The following is a 22,319-nucleotide window of genomic DNA, read 5'->3' as shown; positions in this document are numbered from 1 at the left end:
GTTGCGGTAGGTACGAGCCGGGAACCCGCGAGCCCTGCGCTCGCGTAGAATCGACCTCGACGCCTTATGAACGCAAACGACGATCGCGACGAGCGCGGGCCCGAGGGCGCGCTCCGGGACGAGGACCCCAGCGGGAGCCGCGGAGATGGCCGCAAGGCCGCTGCCGCCGCGGGAGGCTCCAGCGCAGGCGAGGACGCGCCCGCGGGCGGCGCCGCCGCGGACGACGACCGCGAAGCCGAGGGCGAGGACGACGCCCCGCCGCCGGCGCCTCCCCCCGCGCGCGGGCCCTCGATGTGGGACATCCTCCGGGACAGCTTCTTCACGTTCGACCGGCGGACGCTCGGCTTCACGCGCATCCTGCTCGGCTTCTTCCTGATCGGCGACCTGCTCCGCCGCACGTGGGCGTGGACCGACATGTTCGCGGACATCGGCGTCCTGCCGAACCACGTGAACCTCTGGCGCCCGCAGGGCGGCGGGAACTTCTCGCTCGTCAACGCCTTCTCCACGTCGGGCGAGCTCTGGGTCCTCTGGGCCGTGATCTTCGCGACCTACGTCTGCCTGCTCATCGGCTGGAAGACGAAGCTCATGCAGGTGCTCTCGCTCGTGTTCGTCACGAGCATGAACGGGCGCGTCCTGCTCATCGAGAACGGCGGCTACGTCGTCCACAACCTGCTCCTGCTCTGGACGTGCTTCCTGCCGCTCGGCGATCGCTTCTCGGTCGACGCGCTCCTCGCGTCGCTGAAGCGGAGCCGCGAGCGGACCGCGGACGATCTGAACGACCGCACAACGGTCGACGACCCGCTGAAGCCGAACGACCACGTGACCGTCCTCGGGCCCGTCCTGCTGATCCAGATCGCGGCGATCTATTTCTTCAACGTTGTGCACAAGACCGGCCCCGCCTGGAAGAACGGGACCGCGATCCACTACGTGCTCTACGTCGACCGGATGGTGACGCCGATCGTGGCGGACATCCGCGACTACGCGCCGAAGGTCGTCATCGTGTTCATGACGAAGATGGTGATGGCGTTCGAGGCGGCCCTGCCGGTGTGCCTCCTGTCGCCCCTCGGCCGCGTGTGGGCGCGGCGGCTCGCGCTCGTCATGATGAACGTGCTCCACATCGGCTTCGGCATGACGTTCGTGCTGGGGCCGTTCGCGTGGGCGCTCTGCGTGTTCTCCACGCTCCTGTTCGGCCGGGAGGACTGGGCGATCGCCGCGCGCACGATGCGGCGCGCGCACCGGGCCCGCGTCGTGCTGTTCGATCCGCGGTCGCCGGGCGCCGTCCTCGCTTGCCGCGTGCTGAAGCGGATGGACCGGTTCGGGCTGCTGACCTTCGAGGCGTCGGGCTCCGCGGCGCACGGGCTCGCGGCGCGGCGCCCCGACGGCGCGCCGCTCGAGGGCGCCGGGGCGCTCGCCGACATCGTCGCGGCGATCCCGCTCGGCCCCGCCGTGGCGTGGGTGCTCCGCCTGCCGCTCGCGCGCGACGCGGCCACCGCGGCGATGGCGGCGGCGCACCGCCGCAGCCTGGGCCGGGCGCTCGGCGCGCGGATCCCGGAGCGCTCGGAGGTCGCCGCCCCGCCGGCGCCGCTGCGGCTCGCCGGCCGGAAGACGCTCGCCGCGCTGCGCGAGCTCGCCGTGCTCGCGATGTTCGCCGGCGCCGTGAACCAGGCGGCGGTCGAGCTCTGGGTCATCAAGAACCGCTGGAAGGTGCCTCACCCCGAGGAGACGCGGGTCCTCGCGCAGAAGCTCCGGTTCCTCCAGGGCTGGTTCATGTTCTCCCCCAACCCGGTGATGGATGACGGGACGATCGTCGTCGACGCCGTCACGGTCGACGGCCGCCACATCAATCCTTTCACGGGCAAGCCGCCGAACTTCGACCTCCTGCACGCGAAGAGCTTCGCGTACACCCAGATCTGGTGCGACTACTTCGCCCGCATCAAGCTGCCGGCCAACACGTCGTACCGCGACGCGATGAAGGAGTACATGTACCGCTACCCCGAGCGCACGGGCCGGCCCGAGGACGCGATCGTCTCCGGGGAGGTGTACTGGGTGAAGGACTGGAACCCGAAGTGGGGCAAGACGGAGAGCTACGGGGAGGAGCGCGAGCGGCTCTTCTCCTTCCACAACCCGAAGGCCCAGGCGCGCACCCCGGCCGAGCCGCCCGGAGCGCCCACGCCCGACGAGAGCCCCGCGGACTAGAACCAGGAGCAGGGCAAGGACATGGACAAGGGGGCGCGCGCGCAGGCGAGGCACAGGGACGCCGGACAGAAAACGGCGTTCTTCGCTTGACAGCCGCGTCCCGGCGAGTAGAGTCCGCGCTCTCGAAAGCGAGGGCCTGTAGCTCAGTTGGGAGAGCGCTAGAATCGCACTCTAGAGGTCGCAGGTTCGATCCCTGTCAGGTCCACCCTCGAAGCCGTCCAGTTCTCTTTCTTAGCAGTTCTTCTTTCCCCTCCGCACCGTCGCTGATCCCCGCGAGCGTGAGCTCACGGCGAAGCGACCCAGGCAAGCGATCGAGCGCATGCCTTGCGTGAGCCGGTCCGGTGTCGGATCCATGGTCTCCGCGCGCGGAGCGGCCCGCCAGAGGGAGCTCGTGTCAGCGGCGTGAGCTCCGATCGCAGCGCGCCGAGCTCCTCGCCCTCACGGCACCGTGCTTGTCGCGCGCCGCGTGCGGCACACGGAGCGAGCGGCGAAGCACAGAGAGGCACGGAGGCGGACAACCGATGTGCCCGCCCTCCCGTGCTGCCCGCGGCGCGCGCCCCCTCGAGACGGGGGGGGGAGGCGCGGATCGCTCAATCCTCGATCGGCTCGAAATCGGCCTTGGTCGCGCCGCACTCCGGGCAAGCCCAGGTGTCGGGCAGGTGCTCGAACAAGGTCCCCGGCGCGATGCCGCTGTCAGGGTCGCCGACCGCCGGGTCGTAGATGAACTCGCAGACCAGGCACCGATATTTCTTCATCCGTGGTTCTCCTCAGGGGCTTGGCGAGCCGCGAAAGACGCTACCACAAGGGCTGTCGCCTCCGGAGGCGAACCTGCCGCGCCGCCCCGCCTCAGGGCGGCGCCGTCGCGCCGCGCACGGCGAGCTGCTTCTTGCGCAGCATGCGCGCGATCGGCCGGTAGACGAGCCGGAGGAGCCAGCGGGGGCAGAGGACGCCGAGGTACACGACGAACCACGCCACCACCCCGGGCACCACGAGCGCGCGCCCCCGGTCCACCGCGCGGACGAGGGCGCGCGCGCAGCGCTCCGGAGAGATCGACAGGAGCGCGGGGGGCTCGAGGTCCGTGAAGTTGCCGGCCATCTCGGCGAACTCCGTCTGCACCGGCCCCGGACAGACCTGCGTCACCCGCACGCCGGTGCCGGCGAGGTCGATGCGGAGGGCTTCGGTAAAGCTCGTGACGAAGTGCTTCGTGCCGATGTAGGAGGCCATCCCCGGCCCGAACGTGAGCCCGAAGCCGGAGCTCACGTTCGCGATCGCGCCGCGGCCGCGCGACACCATCGGGCCGACGAGCCGGTGCGTGAGGTACGCGAGGCTCGTCACGTTCAGCGCGATCATCTGCTCGGTGCGCGACCACGCCGAGAGGTCGAACAGGCTGAGATCGCCGAAACCGGCGTTGTTGACGAGGACGTCGACCTGGCCAAGCTCGGCCGCGACGGAGAGGAGCATCGCGTCGACCGCCGCCCGATCGGTGACGTCGCAGCCGAAGACGAGCACGGTGAGCCCGGGCCGCGCCGCGGAGAGCTCGGCGCGCAGCGCCTCCAGGCGATCCGTGCGGCGCGCGACGAGCACGAGCGCCCGGGCGCGGCCGGCGACCTCGCGCGCCAGCGAGCGGCCGATGCCCGACGACGCGCCGGTGATGAGCACGACCCCGCTGTCGATCGGCGATTGCACGGCCGCAAGGGTTGCCCAGCGCCCCCGGGCCGCGCAAGAGGCGCGTCGACGGGCGTCCTCTCCATCCCGTCCCGGAGCGTCCACCCGGCGCCCGCCCGCCGGGCGGGCGCGCATCGCGTGCACCTGGACAAATCGGACGAGGCGGGAATGCGCACCTCGGAAGACAGGCGCTCCGGAGGCACCTCAGCACCTCTTGCGCTACCTTCGAGACCAGGAGTCGCAACCCCGCCGTAACACACATCAGGCCACAAGGCGCCCCTCGCGGCGGCCGCCGAGCCGCGCGCCCCGGCCGGCGGGCGCGGCGGCGACGCGGCCGAGGCGCGCGTTGACGTGGCAGGCGGCTCTATCTACCGTGGACGTCGTCCTCACGAGCCAGGAGACATCATGCGTTGGCCCTCATCTCTCATCTGTGTGCTCCTCGTCACCGCCGGGCTGAGCGCCTGCGAACGATCCGCGGATAACCAATATCAGGCCCCCCAGGCCTCGACGACGGCAAAGCCCTCCACGACGGGCGACGTGAAGCCGCTCGTCTTCGATCCGAACGACGTCAAGGCCTTCAAGGTCCTGCCAGCCAAATTCGAGTACGACAAGAACCCGATCACCGATGAGAAGGTGACCCTGGGCAGGATGCTCTGGTACGAGGCGCGCCTCTCGAAGAACCACGATATCTCCTGCAACTCGTGTCATGACCTCTCGACCTACGGCGTGGACAACAAGCCGTTCTCCTCCGGGCACAAGGGCCAGCTCGGCGGCCGCAACTCGCCTTCCGCCTACAACGCGGGCCACCACGTCGCCCAGTTCTGGGACGGCCGCGCGGCCACGCTCGAGGACCAGGCCAAGGGGCCTATCCTGAACCCCGTCGAGATGGCCATGCCGGACGAGAAGCGGGTCATCACGACGCTCAAGTCGATCCCCGAGTACGTGAAGCTCTTCAAGACCGCCTTCCCCGACGACAAGGAGCCGGTCACCTACGACAACATGGCCAAGGCGATCGGCGCGTTCGAGCGCGGCCTGGTCACGCCGTCGCGCTTCGACAAGTACCTCGACGGCGACGACAAGGCCCTCACCGCCGAGGAGAAGGCCGGGTTCCACAAGTTCATCTCGCTCGGCTGCCCGACCTGCCACACGGGCGTCGCCGTAGGCGGCTCGACGTTCCAGAAGCTCGGCCTCGTGAAGGAGTTCGCCGGCCTCAAGGACAACGGCCGCTTCGATCACACGAAGGACGAGAAGGACAAGTTCTTCTTCCGCGTCCCGAGCCTCAGGAACATCGAGAAGACCTTCCCCTACTTCCACGACGGCTCGATCGCGACGCTCGACGAGACGGTGACCAAGATGGCGTGGCACCAGCTCGGCGTGGAGGCCAAGCCCGACGAGGTGAAGGCGATCGTCGCCTACCTCAAGGCGCTCACCGGCGATCTCCCGACCGAGTACATCAAGAAGCCCGAGCTGCCCCCGAGCACGCCGACCACGCCCAAGGCCGACCCGTCGTGAGCTGAGCGCCGATCCGATTGCGCCGGACGGGCCGATCGGGTCTGCTCCGCCCTCTCGGATGAGCACGAGCTCCGGCGACGACGACCGATCCGCGCCCGCTCCTGACGACGGAGCGGGCGCCTCCGCCGAGGGCGCTCCGGAGGCAAGCGAGGGGCGCACCGCGAGGGCGCTCGTCTTCGTGCGCGAGCGCTTCGACGGAGCGTGCGTCGCCTTCCCCGTCGCGGCGCCCGACACCGCGAGCTTCGGCCGCGACGAGGACGTCCTCGTCGAGCAGCAGCTCTTCCTGCGCGAGCACGCGGCCCGCGCCCAGCCCGAGGCGATCTCCCGGCTGTCGTTCCCGGAGGGGACCGCGCTCCTCTCCGTGGACGTCGCCGTCCCGCGCGACGATCTGCCGCGCAAGCTGCGGAGGGAGGTGCCGGTGAGCTTCCCCTGCGTCATCGTGCCCGCCGGCGAGCGGGCGGCGCGCGGGGCGCCGGGGCCGGCGGCGCGCGACGAGCGCGACGCGTGGGTGCTCGTGCCGAGCCTCGGCCACGCGTTCTACGTCGAGGCCGGCGAGCCGATCGAGCCGGCGATCCGGCACGAGGTGCGCCGGCTGCTCGCCTCGCAGACGCTGTCGACGTGGGAGCACATGGGGCTCCTGCCCGGGAGCGCGCACCGCCTGGAGGTGCTCCACGCCCCGCTGCCCGAGCCCGCGGGCGGGCGCGGGCCGCGGCGGGGCGTCTCCATCGCCGAGCGCGCGCGGCGGAAGAAGGCGGTGAACGCGCTGGTCGCTGTCGCGACGCCGCTCCACGTGGCGGCGCAGCGGAGCCCGACCGCGACGCCGCCGCTCGCCTGCCGCGACGCGGAGCTCGCGCGCCTCGCCGCGCTGCTCGACGGAGAGGAGCGCCTCGGCGTGCTGCTGGTCGGCCGGGAGCACGCCGGCAAGACCGCGCTCATGCAGGCCTACGTCGCGCGCCAGACGCGGCTCGTCTACGCGACCTCGGGCGCGCAGCTCGTCGCGGGCATGAGCGGGCTCGGGCAGTGGCAGGAGCGCATCCACGGCGTGATGGAGGCCGCCGCCGCGCTCGACGCGGTGCTCTACTTCGAGAGCCTCGACGACCTGCTGGCCGAGCGCTCCGAGGGGGGGCACGTGGACCTGGCCGGCGCGATGCGGCCCTACCTCGACGAGGGGCGGGTGCGCGTCGTGTGCGAGCTCCGGGACGACCGGCTCGACGCGCTCGAGGGGCGGCACTGGGCCTTCTTCGCCGGCCTGAGCCGCATCCGGGTCGAGCCGCTCTCGGCCGAAGACACCCGGAGGGCGCTCGCCGAGCGCGCCGAGCGCGACCGCCGCGTCGAGCCGCACCGCCCCTCGGTCGCGGGCGACGCGCTGACGGCGCTCGTCGATCTCGCGGAGCGGTACCTCCCCTACAGCGCCTTCCCGGGCAAGGCGGTGCGCCTTTACGACGACCTGCGCACCGTGCACGAGCGGGAGCGGACCGCGCAGGGGGAGCCGGTCACGCTCGGGCGGAGCGACCTCTACGAGCTGTTCTCGATGCGCACCGGGATGCCGGCGTTCCTGCTGCGCGACGATCTGCCGCTCCGGGTCGACCGCGTGGCGCGCGAGCTCGGGGCGAGCGTCGTCGGGCAGGAGCGCGCGGTGCGCGCGCTCGCCGAGACGATCGCCGTGGTGAAGGCGGGGCTGTCGCCTCCGGACAAGCCGCTCGCGACGTTCCTCTTCGTGGGGCCGACGGGCATCGGCAAGACCGAGCTCGCCCGCGCGCTCGCCGGGCTCCTCTTCGGGTCGCCCGAGCGGCTCGCGCGGTTCGACATGAGCGAGTTCTCGAGCGAGGGCGCGGCCGATCGCCTGATCCGCGGGACGGACGGCGCGGGCGGGCTGCTCACGGAGCGCGTGCGCGAGCAGCCGTTCTGCGTGCTCCTGCTCGACGAGATCGAGAAGGCCCACCGGGCCGTGTTCGACCTGCTGCTGCAGGTGCTCGGGGAGGGGCGCCTCTCCGACGCGCGCGGCAGGACGGCGTACTTCCACAACGCGATCGTGATCATGACCTCGAACCTCGGCGGGGCGGAGCGGCGCGCGCAGGCGGGGTTCGCCGGCGATCGGGGCGCGGCGCCCCCGGAGGAGCGGGCCGCGCTGGACGAGGCGCACTACCAGCGCGTCGTCGCGGGCGCGTTCCGGCAGGAGCTCGTGAACCGCATCGATCGCGTGGTGCCGTTCCGGACCCTGACCGGCGCGGAGCTGTCCGAGGTCGCGCGCCTCACGACGCAGCGCCTGAGCCAGCGCCGCGGGCTCGCCGAGGCGGGCATTGCGCTCGAGGTGTCGCCGCGGGCGCTCGCCCGGCTGGCCGAGGACGGCCACGCGCCGGCCTACGGCGCGCGGGCGCTCCGGCGCCACGTCGAGGAGCACCTCGCGGCGCCCCTCGCGCGGCTGCTCGCGGGGCTCGGCGGCGACGCGCGGGAGCTCACGGTGTGGGTCGCCGAGGCGGGGGAGCCGGAGGCGCCGGCCGAGGGCGTCTTGGTCGGCCGCGCGGAGACGCCCGCGCTCCGCCTCGTGGCGCGGCGGCGGCGCGCGGCGCGGGCGGCGCAGCAGGCGTTCGGCGTCGAGCAGGTCGGCGATCTCCGGCGCGAGGTGGATCAGTGGATGGGCCTCGGGCCGGTCGAGCAGCTCCGGGAGCAGATCGAGTTCCTGCTGACGCAGCTGAGCCTGGCGAGCGGCCCTTCGCGCGACCGCCGGAACGAGATCGACACCGCGGGGCTGCAGGCCGAGCACCACCGGCTGAGCGAGCTCTGGGGGCAGCTGGAAGGCGCGCAGGAGGAGATGCACAGCGTCGAGGAGCTCGCCCTGATGGCGCTGCTCGAGGGTGAGGAGGTGCGCGAGCTCGCGCGCGAGGCGCGCGCCGCGTGGGAGGGCGTCCGCAAGGTGCTGCCGCGCGCGCTCGTCGCGACGGAAGCGCGGCGCGACGCGATCACGCTCGTCCTGGAGGAGCTCGACGAGGGGGCGTTCGCGCGGTGGCTCGCGCCGCTCCTGCGGGCGCTCCCGAGGCGGGGGTGGAGCGCGACGCTGCACATCGACGGCGACCGGGCCGGGCCCGGCGACGGCGCGTGGCCCGCGAGCCGGCGGTGGGGCCCGCCGCGCTCTCCGGGCGACGTGCTCGAGGCGCTCGATCAGCCGAAGCGCGGGTTCCGGAACGTGCTCTTCCGCTGCACCGGCGCGTACGCCGGCGCGTTCCTCTCGCTCGAGCGGGGGCACCACGAGTTCGTGGTGGGGAAGCGGGACGCGGGCGCCGCGCGCGACGCGTCAGACGACGGCCGGCTGCACGTGTTCGTGCACTTCGTCGCGCACGCGACAAGCATCGCCGAGGATCAGTGGGAGCATAAATCGCTCGCGCCGCCGCCCGCCGGCTCGACCGCGGCGCGGCGGCGCGGGGCGGCCGCGCGCGAGCACGACGAGGTCGAGGGCGCGGTGCTGATCGCGGGGCGCCGGGCGCGGATCGCCATGGATCCGGCGTGGTACTGGGAGCGCCTCGACGAGGTCGCGCTGGCGCACCTGCTCCTGTTCGAGGACGAGGGGAGCGGGCTCGATCGGAGCGAGTACTTCAGCGCGGGCGGGGACGGCGCGGCGCCCGGCGATGATTTGCCGGACGCCTGACGCGGCGGAGCCACTACCCTGCAGCCGTGCACTTCACGATCCCGCTCTTCGAACGCCGGACCACGAACGTCGAGTGCGTGACGCTCGGCCTCGGCCCGAGCACGCGATCGCGGGCGGGGCGGCACCCGGAGCGCGTCCGGCGCCTGCTCATCGAGGAGCTCAGGCCCCTCTTCGAGAAGGCGCGCGCGGCGCAGCTCGCGCGGATCGAGATGCCGCGCGGCCTCCGGCTCGAGAAGGTGCGCCTCGAGCTCTCGCTCTCCGGGGCCGGCGAGCGCCGCAAGGTGAGCGGGCTCTGCCCCGTCGTGCTCGAGCCGCGCTGGGCCTCGGAGCGCGAGCGCATCGTCTTCGCCTACCACCCCACCCGGCAGGGCGACGCCGCGCCCATCCGCGACGATCTCCCGCTCGATGAGCAGCTCCGCGCGCTGTTCCAGGTCGCGTGGGCCGGGCTCGACGACGACGAGATCGCGCGGCTCTGGAGCCAGGGCAAGGAGCGCATCACGGCGCTGTCGTTCTCGTGCACCCCGCGCTCGGCGCTCGCGGATCTGCCGGATCGACCGGGCGACGACGACACAGGCGCCGACCCGGCCTTCCGCTGGAAGAAGCGCCGCGGCCTGAAGGTCCTGCCGAGCCTCGGCGTGAGCCTCACCCAGCGCGCGGCCCAGGGCGGCCTCGACGCGGGCGTGCCGCGGTCGCCGCAGCGCGAGCAGCTCGCGCTGCTGCTCGGCGCGGGCCGGGCCCAGCCGGTCCTCGTCATCGGCCCGCCGGGGTGCGGCAAGACGACCCTGATCCACCGGGCGGTTGTCGACCTGCTGGAGGCCGACGGGTACGGCGCCCACAAGAACCTCGACCGCGCGCGCGACGTCGTCGCCGTGAGCGGCCGCAGGCTCATCGCCGGGATGAGCCACCTCGGCGACTGGGAGAAGCGCGGCGTCGATCTCGTCGAGGACGCGCGCAGCCGGGGCGCGATCCTCGTCGTCGACGACATCCAGCACTTCGGCCGGATCGGGAGGTCGCGCGAGAGCGAGCGCTCGCTCGCCGACTTCTTCCGCGGCCCGCTCTCCCGCCGCGAGATCGTGATGGTCGGGGAGTGCTCCCCCGAGGCGTTTCGCCTCCTCGAGCAGGACGCCCCCTCGTTCGCGGCCCTGTTCACGCCGCTCTTCCTCCCCGAGGCGACCCCCTCCGAGACGTTCCGCCTCATGGTGCGGGAGGTCCGCGCCCTCGAGCAGCGCCACGCCGCCCGCGTGAGCCCGTACGTGCTGCGGACGATCCTCGACCTCGGCGGCTCGCTCCTGTCGGCGCAGGCGCTGCCGGGCAAGGCCATGGATCTCCTGCGCGAGGTCGTCCGCGCGGGCGGGAGCCCCTCGCCCTCCGGGGAGCACGCGGCGGCGCGCGGCGACGCGCCGCGGCCGGTCGCGTCGCAGGACGTGCTCCGGCTCCTGTCGCAGAAGACCGGGGTGCCGAGGCTCCTGCTCGGCGGCGACGAGCCGCTCGACGCCGGCGCGCTGGAGGAGGAGCTCGGCCGCCGGGTCATCGGCCAGCCGGAGGCCGTGCGCGCCGCGGCGGATCTCGTGGCGCGCATCAAGGCGGGCCTCATGGATCCGCGGCGCCCGTACGGGGTGTACCTCTTCACCGGGCCGACGGGGACCGGCAAGACCGAGCTCGCCAAGTGCATGGCGGAGCTCATCTACGGCAGCGCGTCGCGGCTGCTCCGCTTCGACATGAGCGAGCACAGCGGCCCCGACGCGCCGGCGCGGCTCATCGGCGATCGCTACGCGCCCGACGGGCTCTTGACGCAGCGGGTGCGGGAGCAGCCGTTCTCGCTGGTGCTGCTCGACGAGATCGAGAAGGCGCACCCGTCGGTGCACAGCCTGCTGCTCCAGCTCTTCGAGGACGGCCGGCTCACCGACGCGGCGGCGAGGCCCGCGCACTTCAACCACGCGGTGGTGGTGATGACCTCCAACCTTGGCTCGCGCGCGCGCTCCTTGGTCGGCTTCGGCGTCGGCTTCGGCGGCGCGGGGCTCCCGGAGGCGCGGGCGCTCGCGATGGCGGAGGAGTCGGCCCAGGAGGTCGCGCGGGCCGTGCGCGAGTTCTTCCCGCCCGAGCTGTTCAACCGGATCGATCGCGTCGTGCCGTTCCGGCCGCTGACGCCCGAGGTGGCGGTGCGGGTGGCCGAGAAGGAGCTCGACCGGCTGCTCTGCCGGCGCGGGCTCGCCGAGCGCAGCGTCTTCGTGCGCCGGGGCGCCGGCGTGGCCGAGCGGATCGCGCGCGAGGCGTTCGTGGCCGAGGACGGCGCCCGCTCGGTGAAGCGGTTCATCGAGGACGAGATCGGCTCGCTGCTCAGCGACGCGCTCACCCGCGGCGCGCCCGCCGCGATGCAGCTGCTCCGCATCTTCACGACCTCCATGCCCGCTGGGAGCGACGGCGCCGCGTCGCCCCCGTTCGCGCTGCACCGCGAGGCGCTCGAGGAGGCCGAGCCCGCGGCCGCGGCGTGGGCGCTCGCGCCCCTCATGACGAGGCCGCTCGACGCGCTCACGGCGGAGCTCTCGCCGCTGCTCGAGTTCGTCGACGACCTCGAGCGCGGCGACGGCCTCGCGCGCCTGTCGGCGCGGATCCGCTACCACCTCGCGGAGCACGGCCGGACCGCGGAGGGGCCCGAGGCGCACGAGCACGCGGAGGCGGTCTACAACCTCGACGCGATGCGCGGCGCGATCCAGGCGTTCCGCGAGCGGATCGAGCTCGTCCGGCGGCGGAGCGGCGACGACGACGAGCAGCAGCAGCTCGACCTTGAGATGCGGCGGTTCGGCTACGTGACCCTGGGGGAGGACGAGCGGAATCGCTCCCGGGTGCGCCTCTTCCACCGGCGCCAGCTGCCGGGCCCGCTGCCCCGGCTGGCGAAGCAGGAGGTGCTGGAGTGCATCGCCGAGGGCCACGCGCTCCGGCGCGCGCTCCGCAAGGTGGACGAGCCGGGCCAGCACGCGGTCCTGATCGAGCTGCTCCGCGCCGCGCACTTCGAGGAGGGGCCGGCCGGCGGCCCGGGCGGCGCGCGGGAGGAGGGGCTCTTCGAGGCGCTCGCGCGCGCGTACAGCGAGGCGGGGGGCGAGGTCGAGGGGTGGGCGGGCGCGCCTTCCGGCCGCGCGCCCTCCGAGGATCGGCACGCGCCCGCGATCGCGCAGGGCCGCGGGACGGCGGGGCTCGACGCGATGCTCACGGGCGGGGCGGAGCTCCTCGTGCTGAGCGTCGTGGGCCTGTGCGTGCTCGACTTCTTCGAGCTCGAGACCGGCGCGCACGTCTGGACGTCGCTCGCGCGCGGCCCCGAGGTGGTGCGGGTGCGCGTCCTGCCGGCCCGGCCGGGCCTCTCGCCGGCGACCGCGGTCCGGGAGCACCTCGAGCGGCAGGCGGCGTTCGACGAGGCGGCGCGGCACGGGCGCGCGCTCCCGCCGAACCCGGCGGCGCTCCTGCCGGTGGTGCGGAGGATCCGGTTCGACCCGCCGGGCCGCCCGGGCAGGGCCGCGCCGATCGAGATCGAGGACTACGCGATGGGGTACGCCGAGGCGGCGCTGGTGAGGAGCCTGTCGCAGGCGCTCGCGCCGCTGTGGCTGCTCAGGATGAGCCGGGAGGACGTCGCGTAGCCGGCGCGCCTCTCCGAGCGACCTCGACCCGGCGCCTCAAGGCAGCCGGAACAGCGGGCGGCCGTAGGGCAGGAACGGCCAGGGGATGGCGGCGAGCACGATGAGCAGCGTGAAGAGGACGCCGAGCGCCATGCGCCGGTGCCGCGCCGTGGGATCCGCGGCCCGCTTCGCCCGGCTCAAGGCGACGTGGGCGACCGCCACCGCCACGATCATGGTGAAGATGTGCTCGACGGCGAAGAAGCGCAGCGCGGCGATGGGCATCGCGGCCTTCAGCGCGGCCATCGAGGTGGGCCGGAGCGGGCTGAGCACGACGTACAGCAGGAGGCCGAGGAGGAGCTGGGTGTCGAGCGAGCCGACGAACGCGGCGCTGATCTTGCGATCCGTCTCGGTCCACGGCCTCCGCTGGGTCCAGCCCTGGACCGACCGCACCAGCGCGGCCAGCCCGAACAGCAGGACGGCCCAGCGCAGCCACGAGTGCACGACGAGGACGAACGAGTAGATCATGGACGCTGCTTTCCGGCCGCGGTGCCGGCCTCGATGATGTACTGCGCCACGTCGGCGAGGTCCGACTCGCGGACGCCGCGGAAGCTGGGCATCGGAGGGACGTCCGTGCGCTTGCGGCCCGGGGTCACGGCCCAGCGGACGATGCCCTCGGGGTCGGTCGCATAGAGGGCCGCCATCTCGCTGAGCGGCGGGCCGACCAGCTTGGCGGCGGGGGCATGACAGGCCGCGCAGAGGGTGGAGAACAGGGCCTTGCCCTTCGCGGCGCGCGGCGAGAGCGCGAGCCCCTCGTCGGGAGCCGGCCCCTTGCACGCGGCCACGAGCAGGAGCAGGAGCAGAGCGGCGAGGATCGGCGACCGTGTCATGCGGGCGGGCCGGAACATAGCGCGCCCGCGGGCCCGGGTAACGCGACGTTGTGACGCAGGGCTCGCCAGGGCGCCCGACCAGCTCGTTCGAGGCCGCAGCGCGGGAGCCCGAGGAGGCGCACGGCACGCCACGGCGGTCACTGCGTCTTGAACAGGTCCAGGATCCCCTGCCCGATCGCGGCCGGGTCCGGCAGCGCCACGCCGACCGGCTCGGTGCCCTCGAGGAACACCTCCTCGACCGCGTTCTCCTGGCCGGGCATCGCGAGGCCGCCCGTCTCCGGGTCGATCTCGAGGCGGACGATCCCGAGCGGCTCCGGGAAGTCGGTCGCCGGCCGCCCCGCGTGCGCCTTGTCCATGAACGCGATGAAGGCCGGCAGGGCGGCGCTGCTGCCCGCCTCGCGCGCGCCGAGCGGCGTGGCGTCGTCGAAGCCGGTCCACACGGCGCACGCGATGTCGGTCGAGTAGCCGACGAACCACGCGTCCTTCGCGCTGTTCGTCGTGCCAGTCTTGCCCGCGATCGGCCGGCGCAGCGAGAGCGCCTGCTTCGCCGTGCCGACCTCGACGACCGACGTGAGCAGGTCCGTCGTGATGTACGCCTCCGCCGCGGTCATCGCCGGCCGCGGCGGGGGCCGCGCCGGCACGGGCAGCGCCTCGCCGCGCGGGCCCGTGATCTTCGTCACGAGGACGGGCTCCTGGTACGCGCCGCCCGCCGCGAACGTCGCGTAGGCGGCCGCCATCTCGCGCGGGGTCACCTCGTAGGAGCCGAGCGCGAGGGACAGGTCGGCGCCGAGCTTCGAGGTGATCCCGAGCTCGCGCGCCCACGCGACAACGGCCTCGGGGCCCACGTCCCGGAGCGCCGACACCGCGGCCACGTTCACGCTGTGCGCGAGCGCCTCGCGCAGGCGCTTCGGGCTCTGCCCCTCGCTCTCGTCGTGGTTGCCGGGCTTGTAGCCCTCGAGCGCCGCCGGGTTCGTCTCGAGCATCGACACGGCCGTGAGCTTGCGCGCGTGGATGCCGTAGCCGTAGACGATGGCCTTGAACGTCGAGCCCGGCTGCCGGTGCGCGTGGCTCGCCCGATCGAGCCCGCCGCGCGCGCCCTCGTAGCCGCCGACGAGCGCGACGATCTCGCGCGTGCGCGCGTCCAGCGCGATGAGCGCGCCCTGCGGTCCGAGGTCCAGCCGCAGCTTGCCGGCCTCGGGCTCGCCGGCGAAGCGCACGCGGAGCACCTTGCCGATCTCGGCGAAGCGGCTGGGCGGCAGCCCGCGCGGGTTGTACCGGCGCTCCTTGCGCAGGTCGGCGGTCCCCTGCGCCGTGCCCACGCGGATCGCCAGCGTGCCGCGCGCGTCGTCGGCGCCGGTCACGACGCCGAGGTAGGCGCGGTTCGGGTCCCTGGGGGCGCCCTGGAACGGCGCCGGATCCCCCTTGGCGCGGGCGAACGGCGCGGCGAGGCCGTGGCGCGCGGCGTAGGCGTCGAGGTTCTGGCGCACCGCCGCGCGCGCGGCGGCCTGCATCTTCGGATCGATCGACGTCACGACCGTGTAGCCGCCGTACCTGGCCTCGGGTCCGACGGCCTTTCGCAGCGCGCGCTCGGCCTCGGCGAGGACCTCGGGCGCGAGCTCGTCCGAGTGCTCCGGCTCGGGGGCGAGGTGGATCGGCTCCGCGAGGGCAGCGTCGATCTGCGCGGCGGGCAGGAAGCGCTTCTCGCGCATCTGGCCGAGCACGAAGGCGCGGCGCTTCTCGGCGCGCCCCTGGTTCACGCGCGGCGAGTAGATGGAGGGCCCCTTCACGATGCCCGCGAGGAGCGCCGCCTCGGCGAGCGTCACCTGGCGGACGCTCTTGCCGAAGTAGAACCGCGCCGCCTCCTCGACCCCGTAGCGCCCGTGGCCGAAGTAGATGTGGTTCAGGTAAAGCTCGAGGATCTGGTCCTTCGTGAGCTCCTGCTCGATGCGGCGGGCGAGGAGCAGCTCGCGCATCTTCCGGTCCAGCGTGCGCTCGTGCGTGAGCAGGACGTTCTTCACGACCTGCTGGGTGATCGTGCTGCCGCCCTGGCGCGCCTCCGCGGAGCGCAGGTTCACGATCAGCGCGCGGAGCATGCCGAGGTAGTTGAGGCCGTCGTGCTTGTAGAACCTGGCGTCCTCGGCGGCGAGCGCCGCGAGGCTCATCGCCGGCGGGATCTCGGTGACGGGCACGAGGGTCCGGCGCTCGACGAAGAGCTCGCCGATCACCGTGCCGTCGCGCGCGAGGAACCGCGTCACCTGCGGCGGACTGTAATTTTTCAGCTCCGCCGTTGTCGGCAGTTCGGCTTCGTAGTGCCGGACGACGAGGAAGAACGCGATGACCGCGGCGACGGCCAGGCAAGCGAGGGCGATCGCGAGCCGCTTGCCCCAGCGGACGAGCTGGGGGCGGAGCGGCGGCCTGGGTCTGGCGCCGTGGGGCTTCCGCTGGAAGACCGCGCGGAGCGCCGCGAGGGCCGCGCGGAGCGCCGCGGCGGCCCGCGCCCGCAGCGGGTGCCCGGCCGAGGGCGGTGCCGCCGGCGGGCTCCCCGGCGCGGGCGGCGTCGGCGCGGCGTGCTGGGGCGACCAGCGCCGCGTCGGTGCGCGCTCGCTCGGCGTCGGGTCGGAGCTCGCCGCGCCTGCGTCGTACGGCAGCGTGGGCTCCAGCGGGGCCGGGCGGGCGCTCGGCCCTTGTTGGAGGCCGGGCGCCTGGGGCAGCACGGCGGGTCGTCGCGGGGGATCCGAGGCCATGAGTCAGCGCGCCGGGGTCAGCAGCGCCATGACGGCGCAGGTGAGGTGTTCCGAACGCGCCACGGTATCACGAGCCGGACGCCGGCTTGGATTACGGCCGCACCGGGGTTGAGCCTCGCTGAGCCGAGAGCGCCAGCACCAGGGTGAGCGACGTGCCGTTCCGGCCCGCGTCGATGAATCCAAGGCGCCGGTACAGGCGAGTTGCAGGGTTGTCCGGCGAGACGCTCAGCGAGATCGCCGGATAACGGTTCCGTGCCGTGTCCAGCAGGGAGGTGAGCAGCCGAGTGCCCAGCCCTCGTCCCCGGTGCTGGGGCAGGAGCGCGATCGCGAGCTCCGGGGTCTCGTCGTCGACGTGGCCGTACCCTCGCAGCGCGCCGGTGAGCCGCCGGAGCCAGGCGGCGCCTGCGGCCTCGCCCTCCTGGAGCGCCACGACGCCCAGATCGTCCAGCTGTCCCCAGCCTTGCACGTACCTGGAGAGCTCGGGCCGGTGCACGATGTCCCGCGGAGGCGGCGGGCTGCCTTCCGGGACATGGATGGCCTGGTAGAGCATCTCCCAGAGCAAAGGCTCGTCGGCCGGGGTCAGGAGGCGAATCATGAGCCTTCCGGGGATCCCGTCGCCGGCGCTCGTGCTCCAGCCTGGCCCACCGCTCCTCGCTCGCCCCCTCGGGGGCTGTTTCAGCGCGCAGGCCGGACTGTCATCCTTGCGGAGGTGAGGACGGGATTCGAACCCGCGTATAACGGTTTTGCAAACCGTTGCCTAACCACTTGGCTACCTCACCGACTGTTCGAAGCGGCGGGAGGTCATGCCTCATTTCTACCCAGCTGTCAACGCCTTCACCGCCGCCCTCACCCGCATTTATGCGCCCGGGCGGCCTTTACGGGCGCTTCGCCTCCGTGAGCCGGCGGAGGCCTGCCGCTTCCCGGCTTCCTCGAGCCTCGAGCCGGCCTCCGCCCCCCGGAATACGCCCCTTACCGCTCCCGCTCGCTCCGCCGCTCCCCCCGCGCCCCCGGCTTCCGTGCCCGTGCCCGTGCCCGTGCCCGTGCCCCGAGCGTCCGCCCGAGGTAGCTGGCCGCGTAGGTCGCGAGCCGCGTCGCCTGGAGCAGCCCGCGCGGCACGATCCCCTTCCCCGTCTGGAACGGGTTGAAGCGAAGCGTGTTCTGGTCGATGTCCACCGGCTCGTACAGCTCGATATCGGCCACGGCCATCCAGCGCGCGCGCGCTCCCCCGCGCCTGATCTCGAGCCGCAGCAGCGCGAGCCCCGCCGCCGCAGCGCGCTCCAGCTTCTCCCGGCGATTGCCCTTCGTCGTCGATGCGCGCAGCGGCACCAGGCGGAACTTCGCGCGACCGAAGCCCTCCACGTCGAACGGCAGCTGCGCGTAGTAATCGTTGTCCAGGAAATCACGCCTCCTCGTCGTGAAGATGGCGATCGGAAGCAGCGACAATCGGCGCGCGCTCAGGAAGATGAGATCCTGATCGCCGGCGCTCGCCGTCGGCGTCACCTCTTCGCTGGTCCGGAAGCGCACGGCGACCCCCAGCACGTCCGGGCGGCGCTCGCCCTTGCCGCCCCGCCACCGCCAGATCCCGCCCGACAGCCGCACCAGCGCCGGCCCCGCCAGCCGCTGCGCCAGCGCACCGACCTCGCCCTCCATCGCGAGCGCCTTCACCCCCGCGCAGTAAACCACGCCGTCGGGATGGAACAGCCTCGCTCCCCGGACGAGGCTGCCCTGCCAGACGAGAGGAGACAGGGCTCCCCCGATCGCACGCCCAATCGCTTCAAAGAACCGCATGGTGCCCCCCTCGCTCCAACCTGGAGCGCAGGCGGCCCATCGCAAGCTGGGCGAAGCCCGACGGCGCCTTTCGCTATCGCTCGCCCGGCGAGGCCTCCCATCGAGGCGGGAAGGCATGAAGATCCTCAAGCGCCTCTCCCCGCCTTCCTGCTCGGCGGAAAGACCCAGCCCGACAGCGCGCCTGTCGCCGCGCTCACCCGGGGCGGAGCGCCGAGATCTGCTGTCTACCGCGCGGGCGCGTCACCCTGCGCCGGCGTTCGCCTTCTCGAGCTCCGGGCCGATCTCGCGCTGCGCCCGGTGCTCGATCAGGCGCTTCACCACGAGCGTGAGGAGCGCGAGAAGGACGAGCAGCGAGGCGACAGCGAACGCCGCCGAGAAGTGGAACTCGTTGTAGAGCACCTCGACGTGCAGCGGCATCGTGTTGGTCTGCCCCCGGATATGGCCGGAGACGACCGACACCGCGCCGAACTCGCCCATCGCCCGCGCGTTGCAGAGCACCACCCCGTAGAGCAAACCCCACTTCGCGTTGGGGAGGGTGATGCGGAAGAACATGCTCCACCCGCTCGCGCCGAGCGACAGCGCCGCGTGCTCCTCGTCGGCCCCCTGGCTCTCCAGGAACGGGATGAGCTCGCGCGCGACGAAGGGAAACGTCACGAACGTGGTCGCGAGGATGATCCCGGGGCGATCGAAGATCACCTGGATGTCGTGCTCCATGAGCCAGGGGCCGATCACCCCGTGCGCCCCGAACAGGAGGACGAAGATCATGCCGGAGATCACCGGCGAGACCGCGAACGGCAGGTCGATCAGCGTGACCAGCAGGCTCTTGCCGGTGAACTCGAAGCGCGCGATCGCCCAGGCCGCGGCCACGCCGAAGACCAGGTTGAGCGGCACCGCGATGAGCGCGGTCGTGAGCGTCAGCTCGATGGCGGCCACGGCGTCCGGCGCGGTGATCGCCCGCCAGTAGCCCGAGAGGCCGTCCTTCAGCGCCTCGATGAACACCGCCACGACCGGCAGGAAGAGGAAGAACCCGAGGAACGCGAGCGCCACCGCCGTGAGCGCCCAGCGCACAAGCGGGGGCTCGGAGGTCGCGCCGCGCACCGCCCCGCGCGACCGCACCCGCAGCTTGCCCGCCGCGCCCGCCATTACGACGCGACCCCGGACGCGCCCGGGCCCGTGGGCGCCGCGCGCGGCGCCTCGACCGGGCTCCGCGACGAGACGCGCGCGCCGCTCCAGGACTGGAGCCGGTTGATCACGAACAGGAGCACGAAGGAGCAGAGCAGCATCACGAGCGCGAGCGCCGTCGCCCCCGCGTAGTCGTACTGCTCGAGCTTCGTCATGATGACGAGCGGCGTGATCTCGGTCTTGAAAGGCATGTTCCCCGAGATGAACACGACCGACCCGTACTCGCCGAACGCCCTCGCGAACGACATCGCGAAGCCGGTGAGGATCGAGGGCCAGAGCGCCGGCAGGAGGATCCGACGGAAGATCTGGAAGCGGCCCGCGCCGAGCGACGCCGCCGCCTCTTCCTGGTCCACCTCGAGCTCCTCCATCACCGGCTGGACCGTCCGCACGACGAACGGGAGCCCCACGAAGGTGAGCGCGATGACCACGCCGAGACGGCTGAACGCGCTCTGGATCCCGAGCGGGTAGAGGAACTGGCCGACCCACCCCTGCTGCGCATAGATGGCCGTGAGCGCGATGCCCCCGACCGCCGTCGGGAGCGCGAACGGTAGATCGACGAGCGCGTCGACGATCGACTTGCCCGGGAAGCTGTAGCGCACGAGCACCCACGCCACGAGCACGCCGAAGACCGCGTTGATGCCCGCCGCGATCAGCGACGCGGCGAAGCTGATCTTCAAGGAGGCGATGGCGCGCGGAGAGCTCACCACGGCCCAGATCTCGCTGGGCGAGAGCGTCGCTGTCCTGAGGAAGATCATCGACAGCGGGACCAGCACGAGCAACGACAGGTACGTTACCGTGATCCCCATCGCGAGCCCGAAGCCGGGCAAAACGCTCTGTCGCCGCCAGAGGAGAGCCACCGAAATTTACTTGCCGGTCTGGTAGATCTGGTCGAAGACGCCGCCGTCGGAGAAGTGCGCCTTTTGAGCTTTTTGCCACCCGCCGAACACCTCGTCAATCGAGAAGAGCGCGACCTTCTGGAACGCCCCCTCCGACTCGGCCGCCGCGAGGACCGCCGGATGGCGCGGGCGGTAGAAGTGCTTCACCGCGATGCGCTGCCCCTCCTCCGTGTAGAGGAAGTTGAGGTACGCCTCCGCCGCCGCCCTCGTGCCGCGCTTGTCGACCACCTTGTCGATCACCGCGACAGGAGGCTCGGCGAGGATGCTGATCGACGGCACGATCACCTCGAACTTGTCCTTGCCGCTCTGCTTCACCGCGAGCAGCGCCTCGTTCTCCCAGGCGACAAGGACGTCGCCGAGCCCACGCTCGACGAACGTCGTGGTCGAGCCGCGCGCGCCCGTGTCGAGGACGGGCACGTTCTTGAAGAGACGGCCGACGAAGTCCTTCGCTCTGGCCTCGTCGCCGCCCGCTCGCTTCAGCTCGTACCCCCACGCGGCGAGGTAGTTCCACCGCGCGCCGCCGGAGGTCTTCGGGTTCGGCGTGATGACCGCGACGCCCTCCTTCACGAGATCGTCCCAGTCCTTGATGCCCTTCGGGTTGCCCTTGCGCACCAGGAAGACGATTGTCGACGTGTAAGGAGCGCTGTTGTCCTTGAGGCGCGCCTGCCACCCCTCCTGGAGACGACCGCTCGGCACGAGCGCATCGACGTCATAGGCGAGCGCGAGCGTGACCACGTCCGCCTGGAGCCCGTCGATCACCGAGCGGGCCTGCTTGCCCGAGCCGCCGTGCGACTGCTTGATGGTGACGTCCTGTCCGCTCTGCTCCTTCCAGCGCTTCGCGAAGGCGGCGTTCACCTCTTCATAGAGCTCACGCGTGGGATCATAAGAGACATTCAGGAGCTCCACCGAGCCCGATTTGCCCGCCTCGTTCTTCGAGCACCCGGCCAGCGAAAGCACGCAGCAGAGCGCCATGATCAAGCATCGCATTGGTCGTACTCACTCCGTTATCCGGTGGCCAAAAACCGCGCTTCCCGCTGCGCGAGCGCGTCGAGGAGCTGCTGGAAGCGCGAGGCGCCGCAGCGGCGCGCCATGAAGGCCGCGCGGCCGAGCTTGTTGCAGAGCTTCTTGGCGAGCAGCACGCCGCCATGGCTGTTCACATCGGTGAGCAAGATCACAAGATCGGCTCGCTCGATGGCCGCCCGCAGCTCGGCCGCCCCGCGGCCCCCCGTGTTGCCCGTATGAAACTCCAGATGGTGCCCGGCCTGCAGCGCCATCCGCTCCAGCTGCGCCTGGTTGCGATCCAACCCACCAATCCAGGTGATCCGCATCGCGCCGTCTCCTTGCTACCCGCAGCGGGTAACCGCCGCTATAGCGGACATATCTCACGCTAAAGCAGAGGGCGCAAGGAAGATCTGACAGTATAGCGGACGACACGTCTTGGATACCGGAGGGACACGGGGCCGCTGGAGCTCGTGAAACGGGGGGCTACCCGCGCGATCCGTAGGTCATGACGAGGTACATGACGGCCTCGGAGCTGCCCAGGTTGCGGTAGCTGTGGGGGCTGTCGGCCTCGAACAGGATGGCGTCGCCAGTCTCGAGGACGCGCCGCTCGCCGGCCACGATGATCTCCACCGAGCCCTCCGTGACGACCAGGTTCTCGGAGGTGCCGGGGGCGTGCGCCTCGGCGTTCTCCACCGAGCGCGGCGCGAGGCGGAGCTCGTAGAACTCCACGTTGCGCGGCCGGTCCGTCGGGAAGAGCGCCCGGGAAGAGAAGTCGCCGTCGCGCGAGCGCAGGATGCGCGCTTGCGAGGCCTGCATGACGGTCGTGACGGGCGAGGCCGCCTGGCTCATCAGCGCCGAGAAGGGGACCCCGAGGGCGCGCGCGATCTTCCAGAGGACGTTGATGGTCGGCGTGCTCTGGCCCAGCTCGATCTGCCCGAGCATCGCCCGGCTCACCCCGGACGCCTTCGCCAGGCGCTCGAGCGACAGGCCGCGCTCGGCCCGGAAGCGCTTCAGGTTGGAGGCGACGACCGGCGTGAGGTCCGAGGCGTCGTCGAGCACCGGGTCGTCAACGCCCGGATCGCTCGCCGGGGGCGGCGGCGCCTCGGGGGTCGCCGGTCGCGCGGATGACTGAGCTCTGCGTGCCTTCACTGGAGGCGTATCCGCCATGGTGGAGGCCGCGCGTCAAGCAAGCGAGC

Annotated in this window: 16 protein-coding genes and 2 tRNA genes; 5 read left to right on the top strand and 13 right to left on the bottom strand. The window is 72.4% G+C overall.

The window, feature by feature from the left end; genetic code table 11:
- Positions 1–66 precede the first annotated feature (66 nt).
- The gene (locus WMF28_RS02155; RefSeq protein WP_437600350.1) at positions 67–2,196 is read left to right on the top strand and encodes a hypothetical protein; all 2,130 of its coding nucleotides are present in this window, start codon (positions 67–69) and stop codon (positions 2,194–2,196) included.
- A gap of 132 nt (positions 2,197–2,328) precedes the next feature.
- Positions 2,329–2,401, top strand: a tRNA-Ala gene (locus WMF28_RS02150).
- A gap of 385 nt (positions 2,402–2,786) precedes the next feature.
- Here WMF28_RS02150 and rd read toward each other — a convergent pair.
- Together rd and WMF28_RS02140 are read right to left on the bottom strand one after the other, a co-directional pair.
- A complete protein-coding gene (gene rd, locus WMF28_RS02145; RefSeq protein WP_437485945.1) occupies positions 2,787–2,951 on the bottom strand; it encodes a rubredoxin in 165 nt (54 codons plus the stop codon).
- A 91-nt stretch (positions 2,952–3,042) separates the two neighbouring features.
- Entirely contained in the window at positions 3,043–3,882 is an 840-nt protein-coding gene (locus tag WMF28_RS02140; protein WP_437600348.1) for an SDR family NAD(P)-dependent oxidoreductase, read from the bottom strand.
- A gap of 384 nt (positions 3,883–4,266) precedes the next feature.
- Between WMF28_RS02140 and WMF28_RS02135 the strand changes: the two genes are divergently transcribed.
- Genes WMF28_RS02135 through WMF28_RS02125 form a run of 3 tightly spaced genes read left to right on the top strand, consistent with a single transcriptional unit; the run spans position 4,267 to position 12,645 of the window.
- On the top strand, positions 4,267–5,373 hold the full coding sequence (locus WMF28_RS02135; RefSeq protein WP_437600347.1) for a cytochrome-c peroxidase: 1,107 nt from the start codon (positions 4,267–4,269) through the stop codon (positions 5,371–5,373).
- A 58-nt stretch (positions 5,374–5,431) separates the two neighbouring features.
- Positions 5,432–9,016, top strand: a complete 3,585-nt coding sequence (locus WMF28_RS02130; RefSeq protein WP_437600346.1) for an AAA family ATPase — start codon at positions 5,432–5,434, stop codon at positions 9,014–9,016.
- Between the two features lie 26 nt (positions 9,017–9,042).
- Entirely contained in the window at positions 9,043–12,645 is a 3,603-nt protein-coding gene (locus WMF28_RS02125; RefSeq protein WP_437600344.1) for an AAA family ATPase, read from the top strand.
- 36 nt (positions 12,646–12,681) lie between these two features.
- Here the strand turns inward: WMF28_RS02125 and WMF28_RS02120 are convergent, their stop codons facing one another.
- The 11 genes from WMF28_RS02120 to WMF28_RS02070 form a co-directional block, all read right to left on the bottom strand.
- A complete protein-coding gene (locus tag WMF28_RS02120; protein ID WP_437600343.1) occupies positions 12,682–13,149 on the bottom strand; it encodes a hypothetical protein in 468 nt (155 codons plus the stop codon).
- Positions 13,146–13,511: a c-type cytochrome gene (locus WMF28_RS02115; RefSeq protein WP_437600341.1), complete on the bottom strand. Its 366-nt coding sequence runs from the start codon at positions 13,509–13,511 to the stop codon at positions 13,146–13,148. The genes WMF28_RS02120 and WMF28_RS02115 overlap by 4 nt, the downstream gene beginning before the upstream one ends.
- A gap of 137 nt (positions 13,512–13,648) precedes the next feature.
- Positions 13,649–16,255 carry a penicillin-binding protein 1A gene (locus tag WMF28_RS02110; RefSeq protein WP_437600340.1) on the bottom strand — a complete coding sequence of 869 codons (2,607 nt, stop codon included), beginning with the start codon at positions 16,253–16,255 and terminating at the stop codon, positions 13,649–13,651.
- 91 nt (positions 16,256–16,346) lie between these two features.
- Complete coding sequence (locus WMF28_RS02105) at positions 16,347–16,850, bottom strand: N-acetyltransferase family protein (RefSeq protein WP_437600339.1); 504 nt, start codon at positions 16,848–16,850, stop codon at positions 16,347–16,349.
- Between the two features lie 112 nt (positions 16,851–16,962).
- A tRNA-Cys gene (locus WMF28_RS02100) sits at positions 16,963–17,034 on the bottom strand.
- A 190-nt stretch (positions 17,035–17,224) separates the two neighbouring features.
- Entirely contained in the window at positions 17,225–18,043 is an 819-nt protein-coding gene (locus WMF28_RS02095; RefSeq protein ID WP_437600338.1) for a hypothetical protein, read from the bottom strand.
- 240 nt (positions 18,044–18,283) lie between these two features.
- Positions 18,284–19,186, bottom strand: a complete 903-nt coding sequence (cysW, locus tag WMF28_RS02090; protein ID WP_437600337.1) for a sulfate ABC transporter permease subunit CysW — start codon at positions 19,184–19,186, stop codon at positions 18,284–18,286.
- Positions 19,186–20,031 (bottom strand): sulfate ABC transporter permease subunit CysT, encoded by an 846-nt coding sequence (gene cysT / locus WMF28_RS02085; RefSeq protein ID WP_437600336.1) that lies wholly within the window; start codon positions 20,029–20,031, stop codon positions 19,186–19,188. Before cysT ends, cysW begins: the two co-directional genes overlap by 1 nt.
- A 57-nt stretch (positions 20,032–20,088) precedes the next feature.
- Positions 20,089–21,108 carry a sulfate ABC transporter substrate-binding protein gene (locus tag WMF28_RS02080; protein ID WP_437600335.1) on the bottom strand — a complete coding sequence of 340 codons (1,020 nt, stop codon included), beginning with the start codon at positions 21,106–21,108 and terminating at the stop codon, positions 20,089–20,091.
- A gap of 17 nt (positions 21,109–21,125) precedes the next feature.
- On the bottom strand, positions 21,126–21,449 hold the full coding sequence (locus WMF28_RS02075) for a DUF2325 domain-containing protein (RefSeq protein WP_437600334.1): 324 nt from the start codon (positions 21,447–21,449) through the stop codon (positions 21,126–21,128).
- Positions 21,450–21,606: 157 nt separating this feature from the next.
- On the bottom strand, positions 21,607–22,272 hold the full coding sequence (locus WMF28_RS02070) for a helix-turn-helix domain-containing protein (RefSeq protein ID WP_437600333.1): 666 nt from the start codon (positions 22,270–22,272) through the stop codon (positions 21,607–21,609).
- Between the last annotated feature and the right edge of the window lie 47 nt (positions 22,273–22,319).

Source organism: Sorangium sp. So ce590 (assembly GCF_051521365.1).
In the GTDB taxonomy this organism is placed as follows: Bacteria; Myxococcota_A; Polyangia; order Polyangiales; family Polyangiaceae; genus Sorangium.
The sequence above is the reverse complement of the archived record's forward strand: the minus strand, read 5'-3'. Positions and strand labels throughout refer to the sequence as shown.